The organism is Pseudonocardia sp. T1-2H (assembly GCF_038039215.1).
Taxonomy (GTDB): Bacteria; Actinomycetota; Actinomycetes; order Mycobacteriales; family Pseudonocardiaceae; genus Pseudonocardia.
Window position 1 is genome coordinate 2,961,740 of record NZ_JBBPCL010000001.1, and the last position, 25,342, is coordinate 2,987,081.

Sequence of the window (25,342 nt, forward strand, 5' to 3'; positions counted from 1 at the left end):
GAGATCACTCCCGTGCAGACCCATGAGATCATCCGCCGCTTCACCGACCACTTCGTCGCGGCCGGCCACACCCGCGTCCCCAGCGCGTCGCTGATCCTCGACGACCCGAACCTGCTGTTCGTCAACGCCGGCATGGTGCAGTTCAAGCCGTACTTCCTGGGCGACGTCCCGGCGCCGTACCCGCGCGCCACGTCGATCCAGAAGTGCGTGCGCACCGGCGACATCGACGAGGTCGGCCGTACCACCCGGCACAACACGTTCTTCCAGATGGCCGGCAACTTCTCCTTCGGGGACTACTTCAAGGCCGGCGCGATCGAGCACGCCTGGAACCTCGTCACCGGGGACCAGGCGTCGGGCGGGTTCGGCTTCGACCCGGACCGCATCTGGGTCACCGTCTACGAGACCGACGACGAGGCGATCGCGCTCTGGAAGCGCATCGCCGGACTGCCCGACGAGCGCATCCAGCGCCGCGACGGCAAGGACAACTACTGGGACATGGGCGTGCCCGGTCCCGGTGGCCCCTGCTCGGAGATCTACTACGACCGCGGGCCGGAGCACGGCAAGGACGGCGGCCCGGTCGTCGACGAGGACCGCTACCTCGAGATCTGGAACCTCGTCTTCATGCAGGACGAGCGCGGCGAGCTGAGCCCCAAGCTCGGCCACCCGCCGGTCGGCACCCTGCCCAGCAAGAACATCGACACCGGTATGGGCGTCGAGCGCGTCGCCTACCTGCTGCAGGGCGTCGCGAACGTCTACGAGACGGACCTGGTCCGCCCGGTCATCGCCCGCGCCGAGGCCTTCTCCGGCCGCAGGTACGGGGCGAACCCGGAGGACGACACCCGCTTCCGGGTGATCGCGGACCACGCCCGTTCCGGCGTGATGATCATCGGCGACGGCGTGACGCCGTCGAACGAGGGCCGCGGGTACGTCCTGCGCCGGCTGCTGCGCCGCATCGTCCGCTCGGCCCGCCTGCTCGGCGTCACCGAGCCTGTGCTGCGCGCGTTCGCCGAGGTCGTGCGGGACGAGATGGCCCCGACCTACCCCGAGCTGCAGACGGAGTTCGAGCGGATCTCCGCCGTCGTCGAGGCCGAGGAGGAGGCGTTCCTCTCCACCCTCACCGCCGGCTCGCGGATCTTCGACACGGCCGTGGCCGAGACGAAGTCCTCCGGTGCGCTGATCCTGCCCGGGGACCGGGCCTTCCAGCTGCACGACACCTACGGCTTCCCGATCGACCTGACCCTGGAGATGGCCGCCGAGCAGGGCCTCGAGGTCGACCAGGACCGGTTCACCGCGCTCATGCAGGAGCAGCGGACCCGGGCCAAGGCCGACGCCGCGTCCCGCAAGGTCGGCCACGGCGACGCGTCGATCTACCGGGCCGTCCTGGACACCCACGGCACGACGAGCTTCCTCGGCTACACCGAGCTCGCCACCGAGGGCTCGATCGTCGGACTGATGAAGGACGGGCAGCCCGTCCCCGCCGCGGCCGAGGGCTCGAGCGTGGAGGTCGTGCTGGACCGCACGCCGTTCTACGCCGAGGCCGGTGGCCAGCAGGCGGACACCGGTGAGCTGCGGTCGGACTCGTTCACCGTGCGCGTCGACGACGTCCAGTCACCCGTCGCGGGCCTGCGCGTGCACCGCGGGGTCGTCACGAACGGCACCGCCACCGTCGACTCGTCCGTCGTGGCCGAGGTCGACGTGGCGCGCCGCGCCGCGATCTCCCGCGCCCACACCGGCACGCACCTCGTGCACGCCGGGGTCCGCGGGGCGCTCGGCACCTCCGCCGCGCAGGCCGGGTCGCTCAACGCCCCCGGACGGCTCCGGTTCGACTTCACCTCGCCGGGCGGCGCGGTCTCGCCCACGGCGCTGGCGGAGATCGAGTCCGAGGTGAACACGGTTTTGCAGCAGAACCGCGAGATCGAGACCTACGAGACCTCGATGGACGAGGCCCGCCGGCGCGGCGCGATGATGCTCTTCGGCGAGAAGTACGGGGACCGCGTCCGCGTCGTGGACATGGGCGACTACTCGCGTGAACTGTGCGGCGGCACGCACGTCGGCCGCACGGGCGAGCTCGGCCTGGTCAAGGTGCTGTCCGAGGGCTCGATCGGCTCGGGCGTGCGCCGTGTCGAGGCCCTCGTCGGCCTCGACGCCTTCGACCACATGTCCAAGGAGCACCTGCTGGTCAGCCAGCTCGCCGAGCAGCTCAAGGCCCGCCCGGAGGAGCTGCCGGAGCGGGTGAACGGGCTGGTCGAGAAGCTGCGCGACGCCGAGCGGGAGATCGAGAAGCACCGGGCGGACGCCGTCCTGGCCTCGGCCGGGACGCTCGCGGACCGGGCCGAGGACCTCGACGGCACCGCGCTCGTCGCCGTCGAGGCCCCGCCCGGGCTGGGCGGCAACGACCTGCGCTCGCTCGCCTCGGACGTCCGCGGCCGGCTGGGCAGCAAGCCCGGGGTGGTCGCGCTGTTCTCCTCCGACGACGCGGGCAAGGTCGCGTTCGTCGTGGCCACCACCGCCGGGGCCCGGGACAAGGGCCTCGCCGCGGGCAAGCTCATCCCGACGTTCGCGCAGGCCGTCGGCGGGCGGGGCGGCGGCAAGCCGGACCTCGCCCAGGGCGGCGGCACGGAGCCGGCCGGGGTTCCCGCGGCGATCCAGGCGCTCCGCGAGGCCGTACGGGCGTGAAGGCGGCGGCACTCATGGCGCTCCCGTTCCCCGTGGCGACACGTTCGCGCCACGAGTGCCGGCGATGACGTTCACCCGGGGGCGCCGGCTCGGCGTCGACGTGGGGGCGGTGCGGGTCGGCGTCGCGCTGTGCGATCCGGACGGGCTCATCGCCACCCCGCTCGTCACCCTCGCCCGGGATGTGGCGGGCGGGGCCGACCTGCGGGCGCTGGCCGAGCTCGTCGCGGAACACGAGGCCGTCGAGGTCGTCGTCGGGCTGCCGCGGACCCTCGCCGGGCGCGAGGGGCCCGCGGCGCAGCTCGCGCTGGAGTTCGCGGAGGCGATCCGGGGCGTCGTCGAGGTGCCGGTGGTGCTGCACGACGAGCGGCTGACCACGGTCGTCGCCACCCAGCAGCTCCGCGCGCGCGGGGTGAAAGGGCGCAAGCAACGGGCCGTCATCGACCAGGCGGCGGCCGTCGGCATCCTGCAGGGCTACCTCGACGGGGCCCGTGCCCGGTGAAACCGCGGGTTCCGTACGGGGGCCTCGGCACCCGCCGGACACCTGCTGGTTACGCTCGGGCCCGTGAACGGTCGCGACGTGCCCCCGCCGCCCCGGCCGTGGACGCCCCGGTGACGGACGGCACCGGGCTGAACACCACCCGGCGGGAGGAGCTCTCCGCCCGGCGGGCCGAGCTGCGCGAGCGGGCCCGCCGCCGTCGCCGCCGGGGGCTGTTCATCCTGCTGGCGATCCTGGTCCTGCTGGGCGCGGTGTTCGGCGGTGGCGCCTACTTCCTCGGCTCGTACTTCTTCACCGACGACTTCGACGGCCCCGGCGAGGGCGACGCCGTCGTCCGCGTGCTCGACGGGGACTCCACCCGGCAGATCGCGACCATGCTGGCCCGCCGCGGCGTCGTCGCGAGCCCGGAGGCCTTCACCGAGGCGGCCGCGGAGAACGCCGCGATCCGCTCGGTGCAGCCGGGCTACTACCAGGTGAAGCTCAAGATGTCCGGCGAGGACGCCGTCGGCGCGATCCTGGATCCCGCGTCGCGCGTCGGCCGCATGGAGGTCCGCGGCGGCGTCCAGCTCGACGACACGCGCTCGCCGGACGGCACCGTCACGCCGGGCGTGCTCAGCCTGATCTCCTCCGCCACCTGTGCGCAGCTCAACGGGGCGCGCACCTGCGTGAGCGTCGACGACCTGCGGAACACGATGGCGACGGCGGACCCGGCGTCGCTCGGGGTGCCGCCGTGGGCCGTCGAGGACGTGACCCGCGCCGAGCCCGGCCGGCGCTTCGAGGGGCTCGTCGTCCCCGGGCTCTACGACGTCGCGCCGGGCACCCCGGCCGCGGAGGTGTGGAAGTCCGTGCTGGGGGTGTCGGTCGCCCGGCTCGCGACGAACGGCCTGGGCGGGGACGAGAACCGCAACGGCCTGAGCTCTACCAGCTGCTGGTGCTCTCCTCGCTGGCCGAGAAGGAGGGCATCACGCCGGACATGCCGAAGGTGGCCCGCGCGATCGTCAACCGGCTGGCGGGGGAGCGGCGCCTCGAGCTGGACTCCACGGTCAACTACCCGCTGGACCTGCAGGCGCTGCGCACCACGGCGGAGGCCCGTGGCACGGCCGGGCCGTACAACAGCTACCAGAACACGGGCCTCCCGCCCACGCCGATCGCCGCCCCCGGCAAGGCCGCGATCGCCGCCGCGCTCGATCCGGAGCCCGGGCCGTGGGAGTACTTCGTGCGCTGCCAGACGGACGGCACGTCCTGCTTCGCGACGACGTTGCCGGAGCATCAGGAGAACGTCCGGAAGGCGATCGCCAACGGCGCGTTCTAGAGGGCCTGTCCTGAAGCGAGCTCAGCGCCCGAAGAAGCCCGCCGGGGGATCGGTCGACGGCGTCGCGGTCCGGTCCGTGCGCGGCTCCGCCCTCCCGGCGAAGGCGCGGGCCTCGTCGTCGTCGAGGACGGTGGCGCGGAACGGGTCGGACGCGGTCCGGCGGGTCAGCTCGGGAACCGGCAGCGGCGCATCGGACGCGATCAGCACCAGGTTGCCGAAGCGGCGCCCGGTGAGCAGGTCGGGCACGGCGATCAGCGCGAGCTCGGCGAACACGGCCGCGGCCGTCGCGACCTGGCTGCGGGCGAAGGCCAGCGGGCCGCCGTCGGCCACGTTCGCGACGTACACGCCCCCGGGTGCCAGGATGCGGTGGGCGTCGCGGACGAACTCGACCGACGTCAGGTGCGCCGGCGTGCGGGCGCCCGCGAACACGTCGAGCACGGCGAGATCGGTGCCGCCCGCGGGGATGCCGGCCAGCCGGGCCCGCGCGTCGCCGCTCTGCACCTCGATCCCCGGGTCGTCCACGGGCAACCGGGTGCGGACCAGCTCGATCAGCGCCGCGTCCAGGTCGACGACCCGCTGGACGGATCCGGGCCGGGTCGCGGCGACGTAGCGGGGGAGCGTCCACGCGCCACCGCCCAGGTGCACCGCGCGGACGGGCCGGTGCGGCGGCGCCACCGTGTCCACGACGTGCGCGATCCGCCGGACGTACTCGAACTCGAGGTGCTCCGGGTCGTCGAGGTCGACGTGGGACTGGGCGGTGCCGTCGAGCAGCAGCGTCCACGCCTGGGGCCGGTCCGGGTCCCCGACCAGCTCCGCGAGGCCGTGGTCGACCTCGGCGCGGATCACCGCGGAGGCGGTCCGCTCGGGACGTCGGGAGAGCACCCACGCCATCCTGCCCGGTGCGCGTTACCACGGGGGACCGACTCCGTCACGGTGGCCGCGGTGGCGACGCCCGAGTTGTCCCCATCTCCTCCCGCCTGTCCACAACGAGCGCATTCGTCCGCGCGGCGACCCGGTGCGGCCGCAGCATCGTGGGCATGAACTCCGGGACGGTGCTCCTGATCGTGGCCCTCGCGACGGTCGACGGCGCGGTGGCGGGCCACGGCGCCCGGCTGCTGCTGGCCCGGTTGCGACGCGGTGCCCGGGTGCCACCCCCGTGGTGCGAGGTGGCGGTGGCGCTCGTCTGGGGGCTCGGCACGGCCGTGGTGCTGCGGGGCGGGGCGGACGTCCGGTGGCTGCCGCTCGTCCTCGGGCTCGGCTGGCTACTGGTCGCCTGCGGGGCGGTGGACGTCGCGCACCGGCGGCTGCCGGACGCCCTCACCCTGCCGGCGGTGCCCGCGGTGCTGCTCCTGCTGGTGCCGCTCGGGTTCGGGGCCGTGCTGCGGGCGGCGGGCGGGGCCGCGCTGCTGCTGGGCGCCCACGCCCTGGTCCACCTGGTGTCGCCCCGCGCGCTCGGGGCCGGTGACGTGAAGCTGGCGGCCCCCGTGGGTGCCGTGCTGGCGGCCGTCTCCTGGCCGGCGGTGCTCCTCGGCATGGTGCTCGCGGCGCTGATCAGTGCCACCCTGGCGCTGGTCCTCCTGCGGCGCGGCCGCCGCGAGGTGCCGCACGGGCCGTCGATGCTGATCGCGTCCTGGGCGGTGGTCGCCCTGGCGGCCGGGTCGTTCGGTACGGGGTGAGAGGATTGCAGGCGTGTTGCGTTGGATCACTGCCGGGGAGTCCCACGGCCCCGCGCTGGTCGCCGTGCTCGAGGGCATGGTCGCCGGCGTCGAGGTCACCACCAAGGAGCTGCAGGCCGAGCTGGCCCGCCGCAAGCTCGGCCACGGCCGCAGCCCCCGGATGGCGTTCGAGGCCGACGAGCTCGAGGTGATCGGCGGCATCCGGCACGGCCTCACCCAGGGCGGCCCGGTGGCCGTGCGGATCGGCAACACCGAGTGGCCCAAGTGGGAGACGGTGATGGCCGCGGACCCGGTGGATCCCGAGCTGATCGCCAACCGCGCGCGCAACGCCCCGCTCACCCGGCCCCGCCCCGGGCACGCGGACCTCGCCGGCATGACCAAGTACGGCTTCGACGACGCGCGCCCGGTGCTCGAGCGGGCCAGCGCGCGGGAGACGGCGTCCCGGGTGGTGCTCGGGACCGTGGCCAAGGCGTTCCTCAAGCAGGCGCTCGGGGCGGACGTCGTGTCCCACGTCGTCGCGATCGGGGCGGTCGACGCCCCGGAGGACCAGCCCGTGCCCGGCCCCGGCGACCTGGACCGGGTCGACGCGAGCCCGGTCCGCGCGTTCTCCGAGGAGACCACGGCACGGATGATCGCCGAGATCGACGCGGCGCACGAGGACGGGGACACCCTCGGCGGCGTCATCGAGGTGATCGCCTACGGGCTGCCCGTCGGCATCGGCTCCTACGTGCAGGCGGACCGCCGCCTCGACGCGCGCCTGGCCGGGGCCCTGATGGGCGTCCAGGCGATGAAGGGCGTCGAGATCGGCGACGGGTTCCGCACCGCGCACCGCCGGGGCAGCGCCGCGCACGATGAGATGATCCCCGGGGACCCGATCAAGCGGTTGTCCAACCGCGCCGGCGGCATCGAGGGCGGCATGACCAACGGCGAGCCCGTGCGGGTCCGGGTCGCGATGAAGCCCATCTCCACCGTGCCGCGCGCGCTGCGCACGGTGGACGTGGCGACGGGGGAGGAGGCCACCGGCATCCACCAGCGGTCGGACGCGTGCGCGGTGCCGCGGGCCGGCGTCGTCGTGGAGTCGATGGTGGCGCTGGTGCTGGCGGACGCGGCGCTGGAGAAGTTCGGCGGGGACTCGATCGCCGAGACCCGGCGCAACGTCGCCTCCTACCTGGAGTCCGCCGGACCGCTCCGCGCGGCCGACCGGGAGCGGCCGGATGAGTGAGCAGGGCCGGCCCACGTTGGTGCTCGTCGGGCCCCCGGGTTCGGGCAAGAGCACGGTCGGCAGGGTCCTGGGCAGGCGTCTCGGCGTCGGCTTCACCGATGTCGACGCCGAGATCGAGGCGCGGATCGGCAAGACCATCGCGGACATGTTCCTGCAGGACGGCGAGGTCGCCTTCCGCGCGCTCGAACGCGAGGTCGTCGCGGAGCTGCTGTCCCGGGACTGCGGCGTGCTGGCGCTCGGCGGCGGGTCCGTGCTGGCCGAGGCCACGCGGGTGAAGCTGCGCGGGCACCGGGTGGTGTCGCTGACCGTCGGGCTGGCGGACGGGCTGCGCCGCACCGGCATGTCCACCGCGCGCCCGCTGCTCGCCGGGGTCAACCCGCGCGCGACGTTCCGGGCCCTGCTCGACGCCCGCGCCCCGCTCTACCGCGAGGTCGCGACGGTCGAGGTGGACACCGTGCGCCGGAGCGCGAACCAGGTGGCCGCGGCGGTGCTGGCGGCGCTCGGCGAGGGCCCCGACGAGCTGCCGCCGGCGGCCGCGGACGCCGTGGACCCGGACGACCGTCCCACCCCCCACGAGGACTCGCCGCTGCCTGATCCGGTGCTGGGCCGCCCCCAGGGCTGAGACGCCCGGGATCTGGGGGAACCGCGGCCGGTTAGGGTTCCCCCATGACCGAACCCGTGCGGATCACGGTGGCCGCGGAGCGGCCCTACGACGTCGTCGTGGGTCGGGGGGTGCGCGCCGGGCTGGCCGGGGTCGTCGCCGACCTCGGGGCCCGCACCGTCCTGTTGATCCACCAGCCCGGCCTCACCGACGCCGCGGAGTCCGTCCGCGCCGACCTGGAGGCCGCGGGCCTCGACGCCCACCGCGTCGAGATCCCGGACGCCGAGGAGGGCAAGTCCCTCGCCGTCGCGGGCTTCTGCTGGGAGGTCTGCGGGCAGATCGGCCTCACCCGCGCGGACGTGGTCGTCGGCTTCGGCGGGGGAGCGGCCACGGACCTCGCCGGGTTCGTCGCCGCCACGTGGATGCGCGGGGTCGCGGTGGTGCACGTGCCGACGACGCTGCTCGGCATGGTCGACGCGTCCGTCGGCGGCAAGACCGGCATCAACACCGGCGCCGGGAAGAATCTGGTCGGGGCGTTCTACGAGCCGTCCGCCGTGCTCGTCGACCTCGCGACGCTGGAGACCCTTCCGCCGGCCGAGCTGGCCGCCGGCATGGCCGAGGTGGTCAAGGCCGGGTTCATCGCGGACCCGGTGATCCTGGACCTGGTCGAGCAGGACCCGAAGGTGGCCCTGGACCCGGCCGGGGACGTGCTGCCGGAGCTGGTGCGCCGCGCGATCACGGTCAAGGCGGACGTCGTCGGCACGGACCTGCGCGAGTCCTTCCGGCGGGAGATCCTGAACTACGGCCACACCCTGGCCCACGCCATCGAGCGCCGCGAGTCCTACACCTGGCGGCACGGCGCGGCGGTCAGCGTCGGCACCGTGTTCGCCGCGGAGCTGGCCCGGGCCGCGGGCCGCCTCGACGACGCCACGGCGGACCGGCACCGCGCGATCCTGCAGTCCCTCGGCCTGCCGGTCACCTACGACGCGGACGCGCTCCCGGAAGCTCGCCGAGTCCATGAAGGGCGACAAGAAGTCCCGTGCCGGGAAGCTCCGGTTCGTGGTGCTGGACAGCCTCGCGAACCCGGGCCGCCTCGAGGACCCCGCCCCGGAGCTGCTGGCCCGGGCGTACGCGCGCGTCGCCGAGGCAGGGGCCGAATGACCCGGCGGGTACTGGTCCTCAACGGCCCGAACCTCAACCGGCTCGGCACCCGCGAGCCCGGCATCTACGGCGCGACGACGTACGCGGACCTCGTCGAGCTGTGCGTCAAGAAGGGCGCGGAGCTGGGCCTGGAGGTCGAGGTCCGGCAGACGAACCACGAGGGAGAGCTGCTGGGCTGGCTGCACGACGCCGCGGACGCGGGCACGCCGGTCGTCCTCAACCCGGCGGCGTGGACGCACACCTCCGTCGCGGTCCGGGACGCGTGCGCGATGCTCACCGCGCCGCTGGTCGAGGTGCACATCAGCAACGTGCACACCCGCGAGGAGTTTCGCCACCACAGCTACGTCAGCGCGGTCGCGACGGGCACGATCGTCGGCCTCGGCGTCCAGGGCTACCCCCTCGCCCTGAGCTGGATCGCCCAGCAGTAACCCGCACCTGTAGCTCGGGAAGCCGCGTCGTGGAGCCACGACGCGGGCAGATGGCTCAGCCGAAGGCCATCACGAACTCCTCCTGCGAGCGGGGGCGGAAGACCACGTTGCTCCTCCGGACGTCCAGCAGCGGCGAGCTGGAGTCGTCGGAGTACCGGTGACCCGGGTAGACGACGGGGTTCCCGGCGAGCGTGGCGAGCCGCTGCAGGCTGGTGTACATCGCCTCGACGTCCCCGCCCGGGAAGTCCGTGCGGCCGCAGCCCTGCAGGAACAGCGTGTCCCCGGCGACGAGCCGCCCGCCGTGGCCCTGCCCGACCAGGAAGCACTGGCTGCCCGGCGTGTGCCCGGGGGTGTGCAGCAGCCGGATCGGCACGCTCCCGACCTGCAGCAGGTCGTCGTTGTCGTGCGGGGTGAGGTCGCTCGCGGCGATCCCGGTGACCTTGGTGACCCAGTCCGCCTCCGCCCGCTGGACGTGCACGGGGACCGGTGCGCGGCCGAGCAGCTCGGCGAGCCCGGTCAGGTCGAAGTCCATCATCCGGCCGCCGACGTGGTCCGGATGGTGGTGCGTCACCAGTACCCCGGTGAGCCGCATCCCGTCGGCCTCGAGGACGTCGAGCAGGTCCCCGGGCGCGTACGCGGGATCGACGACGACCGCCTCGCGCGTCGCGAGGTCCCCGATCAGGTAGGAGAAGTTGACCATCTGCGTGGCGATCGGGTCGCCCACGGCGTAGTCCTGGCCGGAGAGCAGCTGCCGGAAGTAGAGACCCTCGGTACCGCCGCTGGTGCCTGCGTTCACGCGCCCAGCCTAGGCTGGGAACCATGTCTCACGCGTCCCGCCGGACGGCTCTGCGTGCGCTCGTCCGGCAGGCCGGGCTCGACGCCCTGCTGGTCACCGACCTGGTCAACATCCGGTACCTGACCGGGTTCACCGGTTCCAACGCCGCGCTGCTCCTGCACACCGACGGCGACGCCCGGACCCGGTTCGGCACCGACGGCCGCTACCTGACCCAGTCCGCCGCGCAGGTGCCGGACCTGGAGCCGGTCATCGAGCGCGCGACGGCCCGGGCGCTGATCGGGCGGGCCGCGGCGCTGGACGTCGCGGCGCTGGGCTTCGAGTCCGACGCCGTCACCGTCGAGGAGCACCGCGTGCTCGTCGACGCGGCCGAGGGCGTCACCCTGGAACGCGCGCCCGGGTTGGTCCAGCAGCTGCGGGTGGTGAAGGACGACACCGAGATCGACGCCCTGCGCCGGGCCTGCGCGATCGCCGACGCCGCGCTGGCAGGGCTGATCGCGGCCGGGGGGATCCGGGAGGGCCGCACGGAGCGCGACGTCGCGCTGGACCTGGAGGAGCGGATGCGCCGGCTCGGCGCGCAGGCCCCGGCGTTCGAGTCGATCGTCGCCGCCGGCGCGAACTCCGCCATCCCCCACCACAGCCCGACCGGCGCGCAGCTGCGCCGCGGCGACCTGGTGAAGCTGGACTTCGGCGCGCTCGTCGACGGCTACCACTCGGACATGACCCGCACGCTCGTCCTCGGGCCCCCGGCGGAGTGGCAGCGCGAGCTGTACGACCTGGTCGCCCGCTCCCAGGCCGCCGGCCGGGCCGCGGTGCTGCCGGGGACCGAGGTGTCCGACGTCGACAAGGCGTCCCGGAGCGTGATCGCGGACGCGGGCCGCGGCGGGCAGTTCCTGCACGGGCTGGGGCACGGGGTCGGGCTGCAGATCCACGAGGCGCCGGCGCTCTCGGCGTCGGGGCGGGGCGCGCTGGCCGAGGGCATGGCGGTGACCGTCGAGCCGGGCGTCTACCTGGAGGGGCGCGGCGGGGTGCGGATCGAGGACACGCTCGTCGTCCGGGCGGGCGCGGCGGAGCCGATCACGCTGACCACGCGCGAGCTCGTCGAGCTGTAGGACGGGAACGCTCGAACACACGGTGGAGGCCGGGCGCCTCCCCGCCCGTCGGAGCGCGGCGCTATCCTTGCGGACGGCTCGGTGGAGCCCACCGGGATCGGTGGTCCGCCGCAGAGAACTCCGCAGCGTGCGGTCGTACCGGTCTTCGCAGGTGCGGTTCCCGCATGCCCGCTCCTCCGACGAACCGCGACGAACCAGGAGATACCCGCACGTGGCCACCACGAACGACCTGAAGAACGGCTTGGTGCTCAACCTGGAGGGCCAGCTGTGGTCGGTACAGGCGTTCCAGCACGTCAAGCCCGGCAAGGGCGGCGCCTTCGTCCGCACGACGCTGAAGAACGTGATGACCGGCAAGGTCGTCGACAAGACGTTCAACGCCGGCACCAAGGTCGAGACCGCGACGGTGGACCGCCGGGACATGACCTACCTCTACCGCGACGGCGCGGACTTCATGTTCATGGACGGGGACACGTTCGACCAGATCCCGCTCCCCGCGGCGGTCGTCGGCGAGAACGCCAACTACCTGCTGGAGAACCAGGTGGCGCAGGTGTCCTTCCACGAGAACACCCCGCTGTTCATCGAGCTGCCGACCTCGGTCGAGCTGGTCATCCAGCACACCGACCCGGGTCTGCAGGGCGACCGCTCCACCGGTGGCACCAAGCCCGCCACCCTGGAGACGGGTGCCGAGATCCAGGTGCCGCTGTTCCTCGAGACCGGCACGAAGGTCAAGGTCGACACCCGAGACGGCCGGTACCTCGGCCGCGTCTCGTCCTGATGCGGGCTCGGACCAAGGCCCGCAAGCGCGCGCTGGACATCCTCTTCGAGTCCGAGGCGCGCGGCGAGGACCCGCGCGCGGTGCTGACCCAGCGCCGCGAGACGGACGACGCCCCGCCCGTCTCGGACTACTCCGCGCTGCTCGTGCGCGGGGTCGTGGAGAACCGCGAGCGGATCGACCAGCTCCTCGCCGAGCACGCCGAGGGCTGGACCGTCGCGCGGATGCCCGCCGTGGACCGCACGCTGCTGCGGCTCGGCGTGTTCGAGCTGCTCTGGGTGGAGGAGATCGACGACCCGGTGGCGATCACCGAGGCCGTCGAGCTGGCCCGCACCCTGTCCACGGACGACTCGCCGCGGTTCCTCAACGGCGTCCTGGGCCGGATCGCGGACATCGCCGAGCACCTCCGCGCCACGCTCTGACGGTGCTGACCCGCGGCGGCCACCAACGGTCGTGACCGCCCGCCGCCCCCCGCCCGCCGGAGCCCGAGGTCTCGGGCCCTGCGGCCGGCGGAGTCGTCCGACCAGCCGTTTGCCGGGCCGGAGCAGGGGTAGTCGGCCGGCATGAGCATCGACTCCGTCCGAGGGTCCACGTGCATCCCGCGCTGATGGGCGCCCCGCCCTCAGCGCGTCGCCGCCGGTTGTGCGACGAACACCTCGAGACCGCCGTCGCCGAGCTGTTGGCCCACGACCAGCGGGTCCGCGGGCTGCGGCTGGAGGCCCGCCTCGACGGCGGGGTGGTGCACCTGACCGGCGACGTGGACCGTCCCGCCGAGCTGGCGACGGCCCGGGCGCTGATCGGTCGGCTGGCGGGCGTGCTCGGCGTCTGGGATCGCGTGCGGGTGGCGGGCCGCACGCCGGTCGTCCTGGACCTGGGTTGCGGCGACACCCGGCAGTACCCCGGCAACCTCGGGGTGGACCGGCGGCGCACCCCGTCGATCTCGGTGCAGGCCGACCTGGCGGTCGGGCTCCCGTTCCGGGACGGCTGCGCCGACCGGATCTTCGTGGTCCACGTCCTCGAGCACCTCGTCGACTTCCTGCCGCTCGTCGACGAGTGTCACCGGCTGCTGCGGCCGGACGGGGTGCTGCACGTGCTGTCGCCCTGGTGGGGGCACGTGAACGCCGTCGCCGACCCTACCCACGTCCGGCTCCTGGACACCCAGACGATCAGGGGCATCTGCTCGCGGCCCGACCAGCCGCGCCGGTGGCGGCCGCTGCACGTCGGGTGCGACGGCGCCACCGTGTTCGCCGATCTGACGCCCTTCGACGGGGACGTCCCCGAGGTCGAGCTGGCGCGGTTCTTCAACTGACCGGTTCAGCCGAACGTACGGGAGAGCCGGGCGAAGAGCGCGGGGGCGGCCCCGTGGACCCGGGAGCCGAGGCTGAGCCAGCGGGGCACGACGACCTCCGTGCGGTTGTTCAGCACGCCGTGCACCACCGCATCCGCCACCCGCTCGGCGCTGACGGGCCGGGGGAAGCGGCGGTCGTAGGGGACCCCGCGGCGGCGGAAGAAGTCCGTGTCGACGGCGCCGGGCAGCACGGTCGTCACGCCGACGCCGGGCACCTCGATCCGCACCGCGTCCGCGAACCCGCGCAGGCCCGCCTTGGTCGCCGAGTAGACGGCCTCGTTCGCCACCCCGAGCGCCGCGATCGACGCCACGAACACGAGGTGCCCGCCGGTCTCCCGCAGGCCGGGCAGCAGGCGGCGGGTCAGGTCGATCGGCGCCGCCAGGTTGACCGCCAGCAGCTCGGCCGTCGTGCCGGCGTCCGTATCCTCGACGGGGCCGGCCGCGCCCAGCCCGGCGGCGTGGACGAGCAGGGACACCCCGGTGCCCGCGACGGCGCCGCACACCGCGTCGATCCCCGCGCCCGTGCCGAGATCCGCGACGACGGCCCTGCCGCCGGTGCGGGCGCCGACGGTCTTGAGCCGCTCGGGGTCCCGGCCGACCAGCACGAGCCGGGCGCCCTCCGCGGCCAGCCGGACCGCGACGGCGGCCCCGATGCCGGACGAGGCTCCTGTGACGACCGCGATCCCGTCGGCGATTCTCATGGGCCCGATTGTCGTCCCCGCCGATCTCCGGGACCGAGCGGGATCAGCCGGGAGCGGGGTCCGGATGACCGGCGGAGCTCAGGGAGTGCCCCTTGTCCTCGTCGATCTCGTGGAGCAGGTGCGCGCCGCGCGCGGTGATGAACACGATCCCGGCGATGACGACGACGGCGGCGAGGCACTCGCCCGCGAGCAGCGCCGGGGTGGTCTCCACCCGCTCGCCCAGCCAGAACGTGCCGATCAGCACGGCGACGACCGGGTCCACGCTCGTGATGATCGCGACCGCGGAGGACACCACGCGGCCCTGCTGGAACGTGTTCTGGCTGAGCAGGAACCCGATGGGCCCCAGCACGATCACGCCGAAGAGCGCGAAGTGGTGCAGCGGCTCGGTGAGACCCAGCCGGAGCTGCCCGGTGACGGCCTTGACCAGGCCGGCCGTGACCCCGTAGAGGATGCCGGTGGCCAGGGCGAGGGCGAGCACCCGGGTCCAGTGCGGGGACGTGGCCGCGTAGATCAGGCACGCCGCCACCGCCGTGACCAGGGCGATCGCGAGCGGCAGCCCGGTGGTGAAGTCCATCGACGTGGGTTGCCCGTTGGGCACCGGGCGGGCGAGCAGCAGGAACGCGGAGAGCCCGGCGGCGCAGAGCAGCGCGCCGAGCAGGATGAGCGGGTCCGGGCGGCGGCGCGACATCAGGGCGGAGAACCCGGCCGCGAACACCACGCCCGTGACGAGCAGCGGCTGCACGATCGCGATCGGCCCGTACGAGAGCGCGAGGACCTGCAGCGTGAAGGCGAGGATCGTGGCCACCAGCCCGATCAGCCACATCGGCCTGCGCAGCAGGTCCGTGAGGAGCTTCGGGCTGAGCGTCGGCGCGACCTCGACCTCCTTGGTCGCCCGCTGCTGGGCGGCCGTGGCGAGGCCGAACCCGGCCGCCCCGAGGATCGCGGCGGGGACGGCGATGACCAACATAGTGCCGTTCATGTCCACCCCCCTGGTCACAAGCCCGACAACTACCGGGTTCTCACCTTTGTTGCATACCCCTCAACGACCCCTGGAGGCGAGGGGGTATTCCCTCGATCACGTCGAGGATCCCGTCGTCGGCGGTGATCCCCAGACACGTCCAGCGGCCCCAGTTGAGCGCGCCCACGGCCAGCCCCACACCCTCGGCCAGCGGCAACACCGGATAGACGGCGGTGATCAGCCCCCCGTGCAGATGGAGCGGACGGCGCGAACCGGGCATGACGGACGCGAGCAGGTGGAAGACCCGGCGGCCGTAGACGACCCGCACGAGCCGTCGCTGCAGCCACCTCGGCAGCGCCCCGAGCCCGGCGAGTACCGCCGCGGCCCCCTCGGGCTGCCCGGCCTGCGCCCCGTCGGCGACCGCGCGGCCGACGAGCGCGACGCGCTCCGCCGGGGTCATCGGCCCGGTGGGCAGTTCCACGGAGACGGCCGCGGTGCGGTTCCCGGCGGCGCGGCTGCCGACGCCGGCCCGGGTCCGCGTGGTCATCGGGACCATGGCCCGGACCCGCTGCGGGGCGTCCGGGCCCAGCAGGTGGTGCAGCGCGTCCGCCAGCACGGCCAGGACCAGCACCGTTGTCCCGACGCCGTGGGCCCGCGCGGCCCGGCGGATGTCGGCGCCGTTGAGCCGGACGCCGACCCGCCGGTGCCTCGGGCCCGACGACCGGCCGACCAGCGGGGAGCGGCCCGCCGGCCCCGCGGCGGCCAGGCTGGCGACCCCGCGCAGGACGGTCACCGCGTGCGCCAGCCGCGGGCCCGGGGTCGGCCGGGCCGGGGCCCCGCCACCGGTCCCGGCGCCCGGCGCGGCGCCCGCCCGCTCGTCCGTCAGCAGCCTGATCAGCGCGTCGGTGACGGCGAGCCCGTCCCCGAGGCTGTGGTGCACGCGCGCCAGCACGCCGATCCCGTCGCCGGCCGCGCCGACCTGCAGCTCCCAGCCCAGGGCGGGGTCGATCGGGGTGCCGAAGAAGTCGGTGACGGCGTCGTCCCAGGTCGCGTGCGTGCCGCCGGGCCCGACGGCCCAGACGTCCGGGCGGACGTGCCGCCCCGGGTCGGGCGCGTCGACGATCGTCCAGCGCAGGGGCGCGCCGAACGCCGCCGGCTCCAGCCGCCGGCACAGCAGCTCGATGCCGGGCGCCCGGGTCCGGACGAGCTCCCTCGTATGAGCGACCCAGTCCGTCCCGGCCGGGTCGATCTCCACCATCACCCGGGCCCCGACCTGCTGCGGCACCCGGGGCGTCTCGGCGTGCAGGAACAGCGAGTCCTGGGCACGGACGCGGTCCTCGGCGTGCTCGCGGGGATGCGCGAGCAGGGACCCCAGCGCCGCCACGTCCGCGGCGAGGTCCGCCCCGTCGAGCCGGGCCGCCAGGCCGCGCACGGCTCCGGCCCTAATCACGGGGTCGACGAGGGCGCGCACCGCGGCCCGCAGCGCGTCCGGCCCGTCGCAGATCGTCGCGAGCCCCGCGGCCGCGAGCGTCTCGGCGTTGGCGCGGCCGTGCCCCGGGACCGGGTCCGCGAGCAGCAACGGCCGGGCGCAGGCCAGTGCCTCCAGCGCGGTCGCCCCGCCGGCGTTGGTGACGACGGCGTCGCAACCGCGGGTGGCGGCTGCCGGGTCGTCGATCCAGTCGACGACGCGCAGCGCCCCGCCCCGCGGGTGCCGGCGGACGACCCGCTCGAGGCGGCGCCGCACGGCGGGGTTGCGGCCGGTACCGACGAGCGCGTCCGCCCCGGCGTCCAGCACCGCGGCGCAGGCGCCCGCCAGGTCGCCGAAGGCCATCGAGCCGAACGAGAGCAGGACCAGCGGCCGCGGCCGGGCCGGGCGATCGGGAGCCGGGGGTTCGAGGGGTGGGGTGAACCGCGAGGAGACCGGCAGCGCGGCCACCCGCACCCGGGCGCCCGGTGCGGCCCGCTCCAGCAGGGCCGCCCCGGCGTCCGTGCTGACCAGGTGCAGGTCCAGCGCGGCGTCCGCCCACAGGGGGTGCGGCGCCGGATCCGCGACGAGCGCGACGGCCGGGACCGCGAGCCGGCCGCGCCGGCGCAGGTGGGCGAGCCCCGTGATGCCCTCCGGGAAGGTCGCGACGACCAGGTCGGGCCGATGCGCGGCGATCTGCGCCGCGATCCCGCGCCCGCTCCACCGGCCGAGGACCGCGCGGGTCCCGGCCCGGAACGGCGGGACCCGCCAGAGCAGCCGGAAGTACAGCGCGTAGAGCCAGGGGAGGTGGCGGACGGCGCCCGCGTAGATCGCGCGGAAGACGGGCCCGGTGCCGCGGCCCATGCCCTCCAGGGTCTCGGTCCAGATCACCTCGACGCCCGGCCACAGCGCGCGGGCCCGCTCCTCGACGGCCCGCGCCGCTGCGTGGTGGCCCTCGCCGATGCTGCCGGTGACCAGCAGGATCCGGCCCGGGGCGGCCGGTGGACCCGGGGTCGCGGACGGGTCGCCCGGCACGGGAGTGATCTGTGTCGTCATCGGGTTCCTCGGCGTGCGGGGCGCGGGGAGCGCGCTAGTTTTCCGGGGTGGACGGGGATCCGGGGCGAGTGCTGGTGCTGTCCGCCCCGGTGGGCGAGGGCCACGTGGCGGCCGCCCGGGCGCTCGCGACCCGGATGCGGGCGCTCTGGCCGCAGGCCGAGGTGCGCGAGGTCGAGGGCACCGGCCGCGGCGGCCCCCGCCGGGACCGCTTCCTCCGCAGCAGCTACGCCGTCACCATGCGCCTCGCCCCGGGCCTCTACGGCCTCGGCTACGACCTCCTGGTCCGGCACCCGCGGTTCGCGGAGCTCTGCAAGGCCGTCGCCGCCGCCAGGCTCGGTCGCGCTCTCGCCCCGCTGGTCGAGGCGGAGCACCCGGACCTCGTCGTCTCCACCTACCCGATGATCTCCGGCGGGCTGGCCTGGCTGCGCCGCCGCGGCCGCATGGCCGCACGGACCGTCGCCGTCGTGACCGACGTGGCGGTGCACCCGTTCTGGGTCTGGCGCGACGTCGACGAGACCTGGACGCTGCTCCCGGCCTCCCGCACCCAGGCCTCGGGCATCGCACCGGGCGCGGACGTGCGGGTGGCGCCCCCGGCCGTCGACCCGCGCTTTCGCCCGGGGGACCGGGCGGGCACCCGGGAGGCCCTCGGCCTGCGCCGGGACGCGTTCGTGGTGCTGGTGACGGGCGGCTCCCTGGCGTTCGGCAGCCTCGGCTCCGTCGTCGACGCGGTCCTGGCCGGCGACGACGGCGCCGGTCAGGTGCAGGCGGTGGTCCTGTGCGGGCGCAACACGCGGCTGAAGGCCCGGCTCGACGCCCGCGGCCTGCCCGCGGAGCGGCTCACGACCGTGGGTTGGACGGGTCGGGTGCCGGACCTGCTGACGGCCGCGGACCTGGTCCTCACGACGGCCGGCGGGATGATCGCGACGGAGGCCCTGGCCGTCGGGACGCCGGTCCTGTTCGCCGCCCCGATCCCGGGCCACGGCAGGGCCGGCGCGCAGATGACGGCGGACGCCGGGCTGGCGCTGGTCTGCCCGCGGCCCGCGGACGTCACCGGCGCCGTGCGCCGACTGCGCGCCGACGAGGCGGAACGGGAGAGGCTCGCGCGGCACGCGGCCGAGTTCGGCCGGGCGGACCTGGACACCGAACTCGCCGCGCTCGCGGCGCGGATGGGCTAGCCGACGCGCAGCTTCGGCTGCGGGACGCCGATCCGCAGGCCGATCCCCTCGCCCGCGAGCGAGCGGTGGAACCACCACAGCGAGAGGGCGATGCCGACCGTGACCATCGAGTACGACCCGGCGGTGGAGACCACCAGGAAGTTCCCGACCGTCTGGGTGGCCAGCACCGCGAGGGTGGTGGCGCCGTTGACCAGGAACACCGCCGCCCAGAGCAGCGACACGCGCTTGAAGAAGCGCTTCATCTGCGGATGCCGGGTGAGGGTGTCCGGGAAGGCGCAGAAGTCGTCCGCCAGCTTGGCCAGCAGGGGACGCTCGAACCCGATCGTGACCAGCAGCAACCCGGCGAAGACGAAGTTCTGCACGGTGGGCTGCAGGAAGTAGAGGAACGCGCTGCCCGTCCAGAGGCCGACCACGGTGCGGGCCACCAGCAGCGTCGTGGAGAGCCAGAGGACGGCCGGGATCCGCTCCCGCTTGACGACCCGCCGGCCGATCGCGAAGGCGGACCAGCTGAGCGCCCCGACGACCCCCGCGGTGAACCCGGACTGGGTGAACAGGATCCAGAACAGGGCGAGCGGGATGAGTGTCGACTCCAGCAGTGGACGCCCGGCGTGGCGCAACAGCGAGCCCATCGACGGCAGGTGGATCAGCGTCGCGCGGTGCTGCGGCGCGCCGGCCATCGTACTGGGCTGCGGCATCCGGATCCCTTCGTCGTCCGCCGCCGCCGGGGGGCCGGCGGGACGCGATGGCGGGAGTGTAGCGGCCCGGGTCACGGGGAGATAACGGGCTCGATGCCCGGTGTGACCCCTCCGTGAGGGTCGGCGCGGCTGCGCTCCCGGACGCCGTACGGCCGCCGGTCACGAGGGCGAATCCCCTCCTCACCCGGACGCCGGGACGGCGCTCAGGCGCCGGAGGCCGCGCGGAGGGACTCGCGCAGCGAGCCCATCGTCGCGAGGACCGCCGACGGCTCGTACCCGCAGTGCGCCATGCAGTTGGCGCAGCGCTCGTCCTTCCCGCGGCCGAACGCGTCCCAGTCGGTGTCCTCGATGAGCTCCTTGTAGGTCTTCACGTAGCCGTCGTCGAGCAGGTAGCAGGGCTTCTGCCAGCCCAGCAGCGAGTAGGACGGGATGGCCCATGCGGTGCAGGACAGGTCGACCTTCCCCTCCAGGAAGTCCAGGAACACCGGCGAGTGGTTGAGCCGCCACTTCCGGCGGCGGCCGCCGTCGAAGGCCTTCCGGAACAGCTCGCGGGTCTGCTCGACGCCCAGCCAGTGCTCCTGGTCCGGCGCCTTCTCGTAGGCGAACCCGGGGGAGATCTGCATGTTGTCGATCCCGAGGTCGTCGTTGAGGTAGTCGAGCACGTCGATGACGTCCTGCGGGGTGTCGGTGTCGAAGAACGTGGTGTTCGTGTTGACCCGGAACCCGGCCGCCTGCGCCATCCTGATCGCGGCGACGGCCTGGTCGAACACGCCCTCCTTGCTCACGGACCGGTCGTGCCGCTCGCGCAGCCCGTCGATGTGCACCATCCACGCGAAGTTCTTGTGCGGGGTGAACCTGTGCAGGTGCTTGGGGAGCAGCACGGCGTTGGTGCAGAGGAAGACGATCTTGCCGAGGTCCAGCAGCCGCCGGACGATGACGTCGATCTCCTTGTGCATCAGCGGCTCGCCGCCGGCGATGGAGACCATCGGCGCACCGCTCTCGACGATCGCGCCCACGGCCTGCTCGACGGGCATGCGCTGCTTGAGCAGGTGGGCGGGCTGCTCGATCTTGCCGCAGCCCGCGCACTTCAGGTTGCAGGCGAAGAGCGGCTCCAGCTCGACCAGGAGCGGGAACTTCTCCACCCGCTTGATCTTCTGCTTCAGCAGGTACGTGCCGAGCCGGACGGACTGGCGGAGGGGCATGGCCATCGTGGTCAGCTCACTTCTCTCGGGAGGGTGAAGGTGATGTCCTCGGTCCCGGTGGTGGTCGTCGTCAGGACGGCGGGCCCCAGGCCGGACAGGCAGGTCACCAGCTCGTCGACGAGGTGCGGCGGCGCGGAGGCGCCGGCGCTGATCCCGATCCGCGCGGCCCGGGCGAGCAAGGCCAGGTCCAGCTCGTCGACGTCGTCCACGAGACGGGCGGGGGGTCCCTCGCGCTCGGCCACCTCGGCGAGGCGCCGGGAGTTCGACGAGTTCGGGGAACCGACGACGAGCACGAGGTCGACGTCGGCGGCCACGGCCCGGACCGCGCGCTGGCGGTTCGTCGTGGCGTAACAGATGTCGTCGCGCCGGGGCGCGGCGATCGCGGGGAAGCGGCCGCGCAGCACCGTGGCGATGCGCTCGGCCTCGTCCACCGCGAGGGTGGTCTGCATGGCGTAGGAGACGCGCGCGGGGTCCGGCGCGGTGACGGTGCGGGCCGCCGCCTCGTCCTCGACGACGACGATCGACGCCGGGGCCTCGCCGACGGTCCCCTCCACCTCCTCGTGGTCCGCGTGCCCGATCAGGAACACGGTCTCGCCGCGCGCGGTGTGCCGCCTGACCTCCGCGTGCACCTTCGCGACGAGCGGGCAGGTGGCGTCGATGACGGTGAGGCCACGGGCGTCGGCCTCGGCACGGACCGCGGGGGAGACCCCGTGGGCGGCGAGCACGACCGTCGCCCCCTCGGGGACCTCCGCGACCTCCTGCACGAACACCGCGCCGCGCTCGGTCAGCCGCCGGACCACGTGCGCGTTGTGCACGATCTGGCGGCGCACGTAGACCGGGGCGCCGAAGCGGTCGATCGCCCGGTCCACGATGTCGATGGCCCGCTCGACCCCGGCGCAGAACGACCGGGGCTCGGCGAGGACCAGCGTCCGCGGCCGGGCGGCGGCGAACCAGTCCCGCAGGACGGGAGCCGCCCGGCGCAGCGAGCGCAGCGCAGCGAACCCGCGGACCGGGGTACCCGGGCGGACCAGCGGCAGCGACGGCGTGTCGACCACGGCCCGGACCACGGCGAACGGCCCGCCGCCGGCCCCCGCGGCGAGCCACCCGGACTCCATGTCGACGGCCAGGGCGCCGGTCCGGGCGAGCTCGGCCCGGCGCGGCCCGTCGACGACCGCGGGGCTCGACACGACCGGCCCGACGTGCACGGCGAGGCCGAGCCGTCGCAACGCCCCGGCCAGCGCGCCCGCGGTGGGTACCTCGACCGGGCGGCGGCCGTCGACGAAGCGCACCTCGCCCGGGACGACCAGGTCGCCGGGCCGCACACAGGGCGCGAGCGCCCCCGCGACCCCCGCGACCAGCAGCGGTCGCGGCCCGGCCGCCGCGAGCCGGGCGGCCGCGGCGGAGGCCCGGGCGGGCCCCACACCCGACCGCACGACGGGGACCGCGCCGAGCCGTCCGTGCAGGGCGGCGCGTTCGACGCCGAGCGCGGCGACGAGGACAGGAGGTCCCAGCCCTCTCACGACAGGTCCCGCGTCATGTAGCGGCCGAGCGCGGAGACCGGGAAGACCACCCGGTAGAGGTGGTAGTTGATGTAGAAGGCACCGGGGAAACCCGTGCCGGTGTAGTGCTGCTCGTCCCAGGAGCCGTCGGCCTGCTGGGTGTCCACGAGGAACCGCACCCCGCGCTCGACCGCGGGCGAGCGCTCCCCGGCGGCCAGCAGGGCGAGCAGGGCCCACGCCGTCTGGGACGCGGTGGACTCGCCCCGGCCGATCCAGGACCGGTCGAAGTACGAGCGGACGTCCTCCCCCACCCGCCGTCCGTGTTCTGGTGGCGCTCCAGCCAGGTCACCGCGCGCCGGATCGCCGGGTGCGAGGTGGGCAGGCCGGCTGCGACCAGCGCCGGGACGACGCCACCGGTGCCGTAGAGGTGGTTGGTGCCCCAGCGGCCGAACCAGGAGCCGTCGGCCTCCTGATGGCCGAGCAGCCAGGCGACGCCGCGCCGCGCCACGTCCGATCCGGCGAGCCCCTCGTGGGCGAGCATCTCCACGACGTGGGCGGTGACGTCGGCGGACGGCGGGTCGATCACCGCGCCGAAGTCGCAGAAGGGGAGCTTGGTGACGAGCTCGCGGGTGTTGTCCGCGTCGAAGGCGCCCCAGCCGCCGTCCGTGGACTGCATGCCGATGTTCCACGCCACCCCGCGGTCGACGGCGGCGCGCAGCCGCGCGGGATCCGGGTGCGTGACCCGGCGCAGGGCCAGCACGACCTCGGCGGTGTCGTCGACGTCCGGGTAGCCGTCGTTGTCGAACTCGAAGGCCCAGCCGCCGGGGGCGAGGTCCGGGCGGCGGACCGCCCAGTCGCCCTTGACGTCGATCTCCTCGTCGAGCATCCATTCGGCGGCGCGGACGACGTCCGGGTCCTCGGGGGAGACGCCGGCGTCGAGCAGGGCCGTCACCGCGAGGCAGGTGTCCCAGACCGGGGACTGGCAGGCCTCGAGCATCCGCACGGTGCCCTCGGGGGTCTCCGTGCGGACCAGGAAGCGCTCGAGCCCCTCGATGCCGGCCTTCATCGCCGGGTGGTCCAGCGGATAGCGCAGCAGGTGCAGGGCGAGCAGCGAGTAGACCCACGGCGGCTGGATCCCGCCCCACGAGCCGTCCGCCTCCTGGCGGGCCAGGATCCACTCGGCGCCGCGGCGCATCGCGAGCCGGCGGACCGTGCGCAGCGGCCGCCGGGAGTAGGCGTGCAGGGCCCTGTCCAGGCGTTGGAACGCCCCGGCCCAGGTCCAGGGCCTGGCCAGCGGCGGCGGGTCGGTGTGCGACCGCAGCTCGTCGACGCCGAACGGCAGCGGGCGGCACGGCCGCAGCGTCGCGACGATGGTCAGCGGGACGACGGTCTGCCGGGCCCAGCAGGCCCAGTCGTAGACGTTGAAGGGGAACCACTTCGGCAGGAAGATCAGCTCGGGGGGCATGTCCGGCAGGTCGTCCCAGGACCAGAGGCCGAACAGCGCCAGCCAGATCCGGGTGAAGACCCGGCTGCGCTCCAGCCCGCCCGCGGCGACGGCGAACTCCGCGGCGCGGCGCATGTGGTCCGCGGCCGGGTCGTCGCCCGCGAGCCGCAACGCGACCCAGGCCTCGACCGTGGTCGACAGGTCCCCGGGCCCGCCCCTGAAGGTGGCCCAGCTACCGTCCCCGCGCTGCTGCGCCCGGATCCACCGGGCCGCCTGCGCGGTGTCCTCGGCGGTCCGGATGCCGAGGAACTCCCGCATCAGCAGGTCCTCGGCGTCCATGGTCACGTTCGTCTCGAGCTCGCCCTGCCACCAGCCCTTCGGGTGCTGGATGCCGCGCAGGTACCCGACGGCGGCGTCGAGTGCGGCCCGGGGGGAGCGGCGGTCGTCGTCGGCCGGTGGCTCCGGCGCCGTGAGGGGCGGAGTCAACGTCATTCAGAACTCCCTTTCGGTCAGGTAGCGCCCGAGCGCGACGAGCTCGGCGTGCGGTCCGCCCGCGAGCGCGGCCCCGCCGAGGGCCCGCTCCGCGAGGTCCATCCGGCGGCGGGCCTCGGCCGCGGCCCAGGCCCGGCCCCCGCCCCGGTCGACGAGCGCGGCGGCGTGGTGCAGCTCGGCCTCCGTCGGCTCGCCGTCCTGCGCCAGCCAGGCCCCGAGCTGCCGCCCGGCGTCCCCGCCGCGGCGCACCGCGTAGGTGACGGGCTGCGACTTCTTGCGCGAGCGCAGGTCCGAGAGCACCGGCTTTCCGGTGACGGCCGGGTCGCCCCAGATCCCCAGCAGGTCGTCGACCAGCTGGAACGCCATCCCCGCCTCGAGACCGTAGGTCTGCAGCCCGGCCACGGTGTGCGCGGGCGCCCCGGCCAGGACGGCCCCGATCGCCGCGCTGGTGGCGAGTAGCGAGCCCGTCTTCCCGGCCGCCATCGACAGGGCCTCGTGGACCTCGACGTCGTCCCGCCGCTCGAACGCGAGGTCCTCGGCCTGGCCCCGGATCAGCTCGCGGGTGGTGGCCGCGAGCAGCCGGGCCGCGGCGGCCGCGTGCGGGGACGTCGACTCGAGGAGCACCTCCTGGGCCAGCGCGAGCATCGCGTCGCCGCAGAGGATCGCGGCGGAGGAGCCCCACTGCGCCCAGACCGTGGTGCGGTGGCGGCGTTCGGTGTCGCCGTCCATGAGGTCGTCGTGCAGCAGCGAGAAGTTGTGCACGAGCTCGACGGCGACGGCGCCGGGCAGCCCGGTCTCGGGGGTGGCGCCCGCGGCCCGGGCGGAGAGGATCGCGAGCGCGGGCCGGACGGCCTTGCCGCCGCCCCTGCCGGGCGAGCCGTCGAGCTCGACCCAGCCGAGGTGGTAGCGCGCCTGCTCCCGGCTGGCGGCGTCCAGCCGCTCGACGGCGTCCTGCAGCGCAGGGGTGGTCGCCTCCCGGTAGCCGGCCAGGAGTGCCTTCACGTCGACGGGCCCGGGCGCGTTCGCCGCATCGGTGCCGGTCAGCGTGGCGGTCATGA

The 25,342-nt window shown here is 74.7% G+C and carries 22 protein-coding genes and 3 pseudogenes; 14 read left to right on the plus strand and 11 right to left on the minus strand.

Going from position 1 to position 25,342, the window contains the following annotated elements:
• The first annotated feature begins 12 nt into the window (after positions 1-12).
• Positions 13-2,676 carry an alanine--tRNA ligase gene (alaS, locus tag WBK50_RS14775; protein WP_341336171.1) on the plus strand — a complete coding sequence of 888 codons (2,664 nt, stop codon included), beginning with the start codon at positions 13-15 and terminating at the stop codon, positions 2,674-2,676.
• A gap of 64 nt (positions 2,677-2,740) precedes the next feature.
• Positions 2,741-3,175 carry a Holliday junction resolvase RuvX gene (gene ruvX, locus WBK50_RS14780; protein WP_341336172.1) on the plus strand — a complete coding sequence of 145 codons (435 nt, stop codon included), beginning with the start codon at positions 2,741-2,743 and terminating at the stop codon, positions 3,173-3,175.
• A 265-nt stretch (positions 3,176-3,440) separates the two neighbouring features.
• Here the strand turns inward: ruvX and WBK50_RS14785 are convergent, their stop codons facing one another.
• On the minus strand, positions 3,441-3,590 hold the full coding sequence (locus WBK50_RS14785; RefSeq protein WP_341336173.1) for a hypothetical protein: 150 nt from the start codon (positions 3,588-3,590) through the stop codon (positions 3,441-3,443).
• On the opposite strand from WBK50_RS14785, the pseudogene WBK50_RS14790 reads away from it, so the two are divergent.
• Positions 3,547-3,969: pseudogene (locus tag WBK50_RS14790) on the plus strand (endolytic transglycosylase MltG); the annotation flags it as partial. The gene WBK50_RS14785 and the pseudogene WBK50_RS14790 overlap by 44 nt on opposite strands.
• A gap of 134 nt (positions 3,970-4,103) precedes the next feature.
• A complete protein-coding gene (locus WBK50_RS14795; protein WP_341336174.1) occupies positions 4,104-4,484 on the plus strand; it encodes an endolytic transglycosylase MltG in 381 nt (126 codons plus the stop codon).
• Positions 4,485-4,505: 21 nt separating this feature from the next.
• Here the strand turns inward: WBK50_RS14795 and WBK50_RS14800 are convergent, their stop codons facing one another.
• On the minus strand, positions 4,506-5,366 hold the full coding sequence (locus WBK50_RS14800) for a spermidine synthase (protein WP_341336175.1): 861 nt from the start codon (positions 5,364-5,366) through the stop codon (positions 4,506-4,508).
• Between the two features lie 155 nt (positions 5,367-5,521).
• Here WBK50_RS14800 and WBK50_RS14805 point away from each other — a divergent pair, with 155 nt between their 5' ends.
• From WBK50_RS14805 to aroQ, 5 genes and pseudogenes are all read left to right on the plus strand, one after another.
• On the plus strand, positions 5,522-6,160 hold the full coding sequence (locus WBK50_RS14805; RefSeq protein ID WP_341336176.1) for a prepilin peptidase: 639 nt from the start codon (positions 5,522-5,524) through the stop codon (positions 6,158-6,160).
• A gap of 13 nt (positions 6,161-6,173) precedes the next feature.
• Positions 6,174-7,382 (plus strand): chorismate synthase, encoded by a 1,209-nt coding sequence (gene aroC, locus WBK50_RS14810; protein ID WP_341336177.1) that lies wholly within the window; start codon positions 6,174-6,176, stop codon positions 7,380-7,382.
• Positions 7,375-8,004 carry a shikimate kinase gene (locus WBK50_RS14815; protein ID WP_341336178.1) on the plus strand — a complete coding sequence of 210 codons (630 nt, stop codon included), beginning with the start codon at positions 7,375-7,377 and terminating at the stop codon, positions 8,002-8,004. The genes aroC and WBK50_RS14815 overlap by 8 nt, the downstream gene beginning before the upstream one ends.
• A gap of 44 nt (positions 8,005-8,048) precedes the next feature.
• Positions 8,049-9,144: pseudogene (aroB, locus tag WBK50_RS14820) on the plus strand (3-dehydroquinate synthase).
• Positions 9,141-9,572, plus strand: coding sequence for a type II 3-dehydroquinate dehydratase (gene aroQ, locus WBK50_RS14825; RefSeq protein ID WP_341336179.1), 432 nt, complete (start codon positions 9,141-9,143; stop codon positions 9,570-9,572). Before aroB ends, aroQ begins: the two are co-directional and overlap by 4 nt.
• Positions 9,573-9,627: 55 nt before the next feature.
• On the opposite strand, the gene WBK50_RS14830 is transcribed toward aroQ, so the two are convergent.
• Positions 9,628-10,368 carry an MBL fold metallo-hydrolase gene (locus WBK50_RS14830; RefSeq protein WP_341336180.1) on the minus strand — a complete coding sequence of 247 codons (741 nt, stop codon included), beginning with the start codon at positions 10,366-10,368 and terminating at the stop codon, positions 9,628-9,630.
• A 23-nt stretch (positions 10,369-10,391) separates the two neighbouring features.
• Between WBK50_RS14830 and WBK50_RS14835 the strand changes: the two genes are divergently transcribed.
• From WBK50_RS14835 to WBK50_RS14850, 4 genes are all read left to right on the plus strand, one after another.
• Positions 10,392-11,477: a M24 family metallopeptidase gene (locus WBK50_RS14835; RefSeq protein ID WP_341336181.1), complete on the plus strand. Its 1,086-nt coding sequence runs from the start codon at positions 10,392-10,394 to the stop codon at positions 11,475-11,477.
• A 211-nt stretch (positions 11,478-11,688) separates the two neighbouring features.
• The gene (gene efp / locus WBK50_RS14840) at positions 11,689-12,252 is read left to right on the plus strand and encodes an elongation factor P (RefSeq protein WP_341336182.1); all 564 of its coding nucleotides are present in this window, start codon (positions 11,689-11,691) and stop codon (positions 12,250-12,252) included.
• A complete protein-coding gene (nusB, locus tag WBK50_RS14845) occupies positions 12,252-12,671 on the plus strand; it encodes a transcription antitermination factor NusB (RefSeq protein ID WP_341336183.1) in 420 nt (139 codons plus the stop codon). Before efp ends, nusB begins: the two co-directional genes overlap by 1 nt.
• Before the next feature lie 185 nt (positions 12,672-12,856).
• A complete protein-coding gene (locus WBK50_RS14850) occupies positions 12,857-13,558 on the plus strand; it encodes a BON domain-containing protein (protein WP_341336184.1) in 702 nt (233 codons plus the stop codon).
• Between the two features lie 5 nt (positions 13,559-13,563).
• On the opposite strand, the gene WBK50_RS14855 is transcribed toward WBK50_RS14850, so the two are convergent.
• From WBK50_RS14855 to WBK50_RS14865, 3 genes are read right to left on the minus strand one after another with little or no spacing between them, the layout of a single operon-like run.
• Positions 13,564-14,298, minus strand: coding sequence for an SDR family NAD(P)-dependent oxidoreductase (locus WBK50_RS14855; RefSeq protein ID WP_341336185.1), 735 nt, complete (start codon positions 14,296-14,298; stop codon positions 13,564-13,566).
• Positions 14,299-14,341: 43 nt separating this feature from the next.
• Positions 14,342-15,277, minus strand: a complete 936-nt coding sequence (locus WBK50_RS14860) for a DMT family transporter (protein WP_341336186.1) — start codon at positions 15,275-15,277, stop codon at positions 14,342-14,344.
• Positions 15,278-15,317: 40 nt separating this feature from the next.
• Positions 15,318-17,777, minus strand: coding sequence for a wax ester/triacylglycerol synthase domain-containing protein (locus WBK50_RS14865; RefSeq protein ID WP_341336187.1), 2,460 nt, complete (start codon positions 17,775-17,777; stop codon positions 15,318-15,320).
• Positions 17,778-17,824: 47 nt separating this feature from the next.
• On the opposite strand from WBK50_RS14865, the gene WBK50_RS14870 reads away from it, so the two are divergent.
• Entirely contained in the window at positions 17,825-18,952 is a 1,128-nt protein-coding gene (locus tag WBK50_RS14870; protein WP_341336188.1) for an MGDG synthase family glycosyltransferase, read from the plus strand.
• On the opposite strand, the gene WBK50_RS14875 is transcribed toward WBK50_RS14870, so the two are convergent.
• The 5 genes and pseudogenes from WBK50_RS14875 to WBK50_RS14895 all read right to left on the minus strand — a co-directional run bounded on the left by WBK50_RS14875 (position 18,949) and on the right by WBK50_RS14895 (position 25,340).
• Entirely contained in the window at positions 18,949-19,647 is a 699-nt protein-coding gene (locus WBK50_RS14875; protein ID WP_341336189.1) for a VC0807 family protein, read from the minus strand. The two genes, WBK50_RS14870 and WBK50_RS14875, sit on opposite strands and share 4 nt — an antisense overlap.
• 203 nt (positions 19,648-19,850) lie before the next feature.
• Positions 19,851-20,855, minus strand: a complete 1,005-nt coding sequence (hpnH, locus tag WBK50_RS14880; protein WP_341336190.1) for an adenosyl-hopene transferase HpnH — start codon at positions 20,853-20,855, stop codon at positions 19,851-19,853.
• 5 nt (positions 20,856-20,860) lie between these two features.
• Positions 20,861-22,369, minus strand: coding sequence for a 4-hydroxy-3-methylbut-2-enyl diphosphate reductase (ispH, locus tag WBK50_RS14885; RefSeq protein ID WP_341336191.1), 1,509 nt, complete (start codon positions 22,367-22,369; stop codon positions 20,861-20,863).
• Positions 22,366-24,284 (minus strand): annotated as a pseudogene (gene shc, locus WBK50_RS14890) (squalene--hopene cyclase). Before shc ends, ispH begins: the two are co-directional and overlap by 4 nt.
• Complete coding sequence (locus WBK50_RS14895; protein ID WP_341336192.1) at positions 24,285-25,340, minus strand: polyprenyl synthetase family protein; 1,056 nt, start codon at positions 25,338-25,340, stop codon at positions 24,285-24,287.
• Positions 25,341-25,342 lie beyond the last annotated feature (2 nt).

Excerpts from the sequence above, each read along its gene's own strand:
- hpnH (WP_341336190.1), bottom strand. The coding sequence starts at position 20,855 with ATGGCCATGCCCCTCCGCCAGTCCGTCCGGCTCGGCACGTACCTGCTG.
- WBK50_RS14855 (WP_341336185.1), bottom strand. The coding sequence starts at position 14,298 with ATGAGAATCGCCGACGGGATCGCGGTCGTCACAGGAGCCTCGTCCGGC.
- aroQ (WP_341336179.1), top strand. The coding sequence starts at position 9,141 with ATGACCCGGCGGGTACTGGTCCTCAACGGCCCGAACCTCAACCGGCTC.
- ruvX (WP_341336172.1), top strand. The coding sequence starts at position 2,741 with ATGACGTTCACCCGGGGGCGCCGGCTCGGCGTCGACGTGGGGGCGGTG.
- WBK50_RS14860 (WP_341336186.1), bottom strand. The coding sequence starts at position 15,277 with ATGAACGGCACTATGTTGGTCATCGCCGTCCCCGCCGCGATCCTCGGG.
- WBK50_RS14815 (WP_341336178.1), top strand. The coding sequence starts at position 7,375 with ATGAGTGAGCAGGGCCGGCCCACGTTGGTGCTCGTCGGGCCCCCGGGT.
- WBK50_RS14875 (WP_341336189.1), bottom strand. The coding sequence starts at position 19,647 with ATGCCGCAGCCCAGTACGATGGCCGGCGCGCCGCAGCACCGCGCGACG.
- WBK50_RS14835 (WP_341336181.1), top strand. The coding sequence starts at position 10,392 with ATGTCTCACGCGTCCCGCCGGACGGCTCTGCGTGCGCTCGTCCGGCAG.
- WBK50_RS14895 (WP_341336192.1), bottom strand. The coding sequence starts at position 25,340 with ATGACCGCCACGCTGACCGGCACCGATGCGGCGAACGCGCCCGGGCCC.
- WBK50_RS14805 (WP_341336176.1), top strand. The coding sequence starts at position 5,522 with ATGAACTCCGGGACGGTGCTCCTGATCGTGGCCCTCGCGACGGTCGAC.
- nusB (WP_341336183.1), top strand. The coding sequence starts at position 12,252 with ATGCGGGCTCGGACCAAGGCCCGCAAGCGCGCGCTGGACATCCTCTTC.
- WBK50_RS14850 (WP_341336184.1), top strand. The coding sequence starts at position 12,857 with ATGGGCGCCCCGCCCTCAGCGCGTCGCCGCCGGTTGTGCGACGAACAC.
- WBK50_RS14865 (WP_341336187.1), bottom strand. The coding sequence starts at position 17,777 with ATGACGACACAGATCACTCCCGTGCCGGGCGACCCGTCCGCGACCCCG.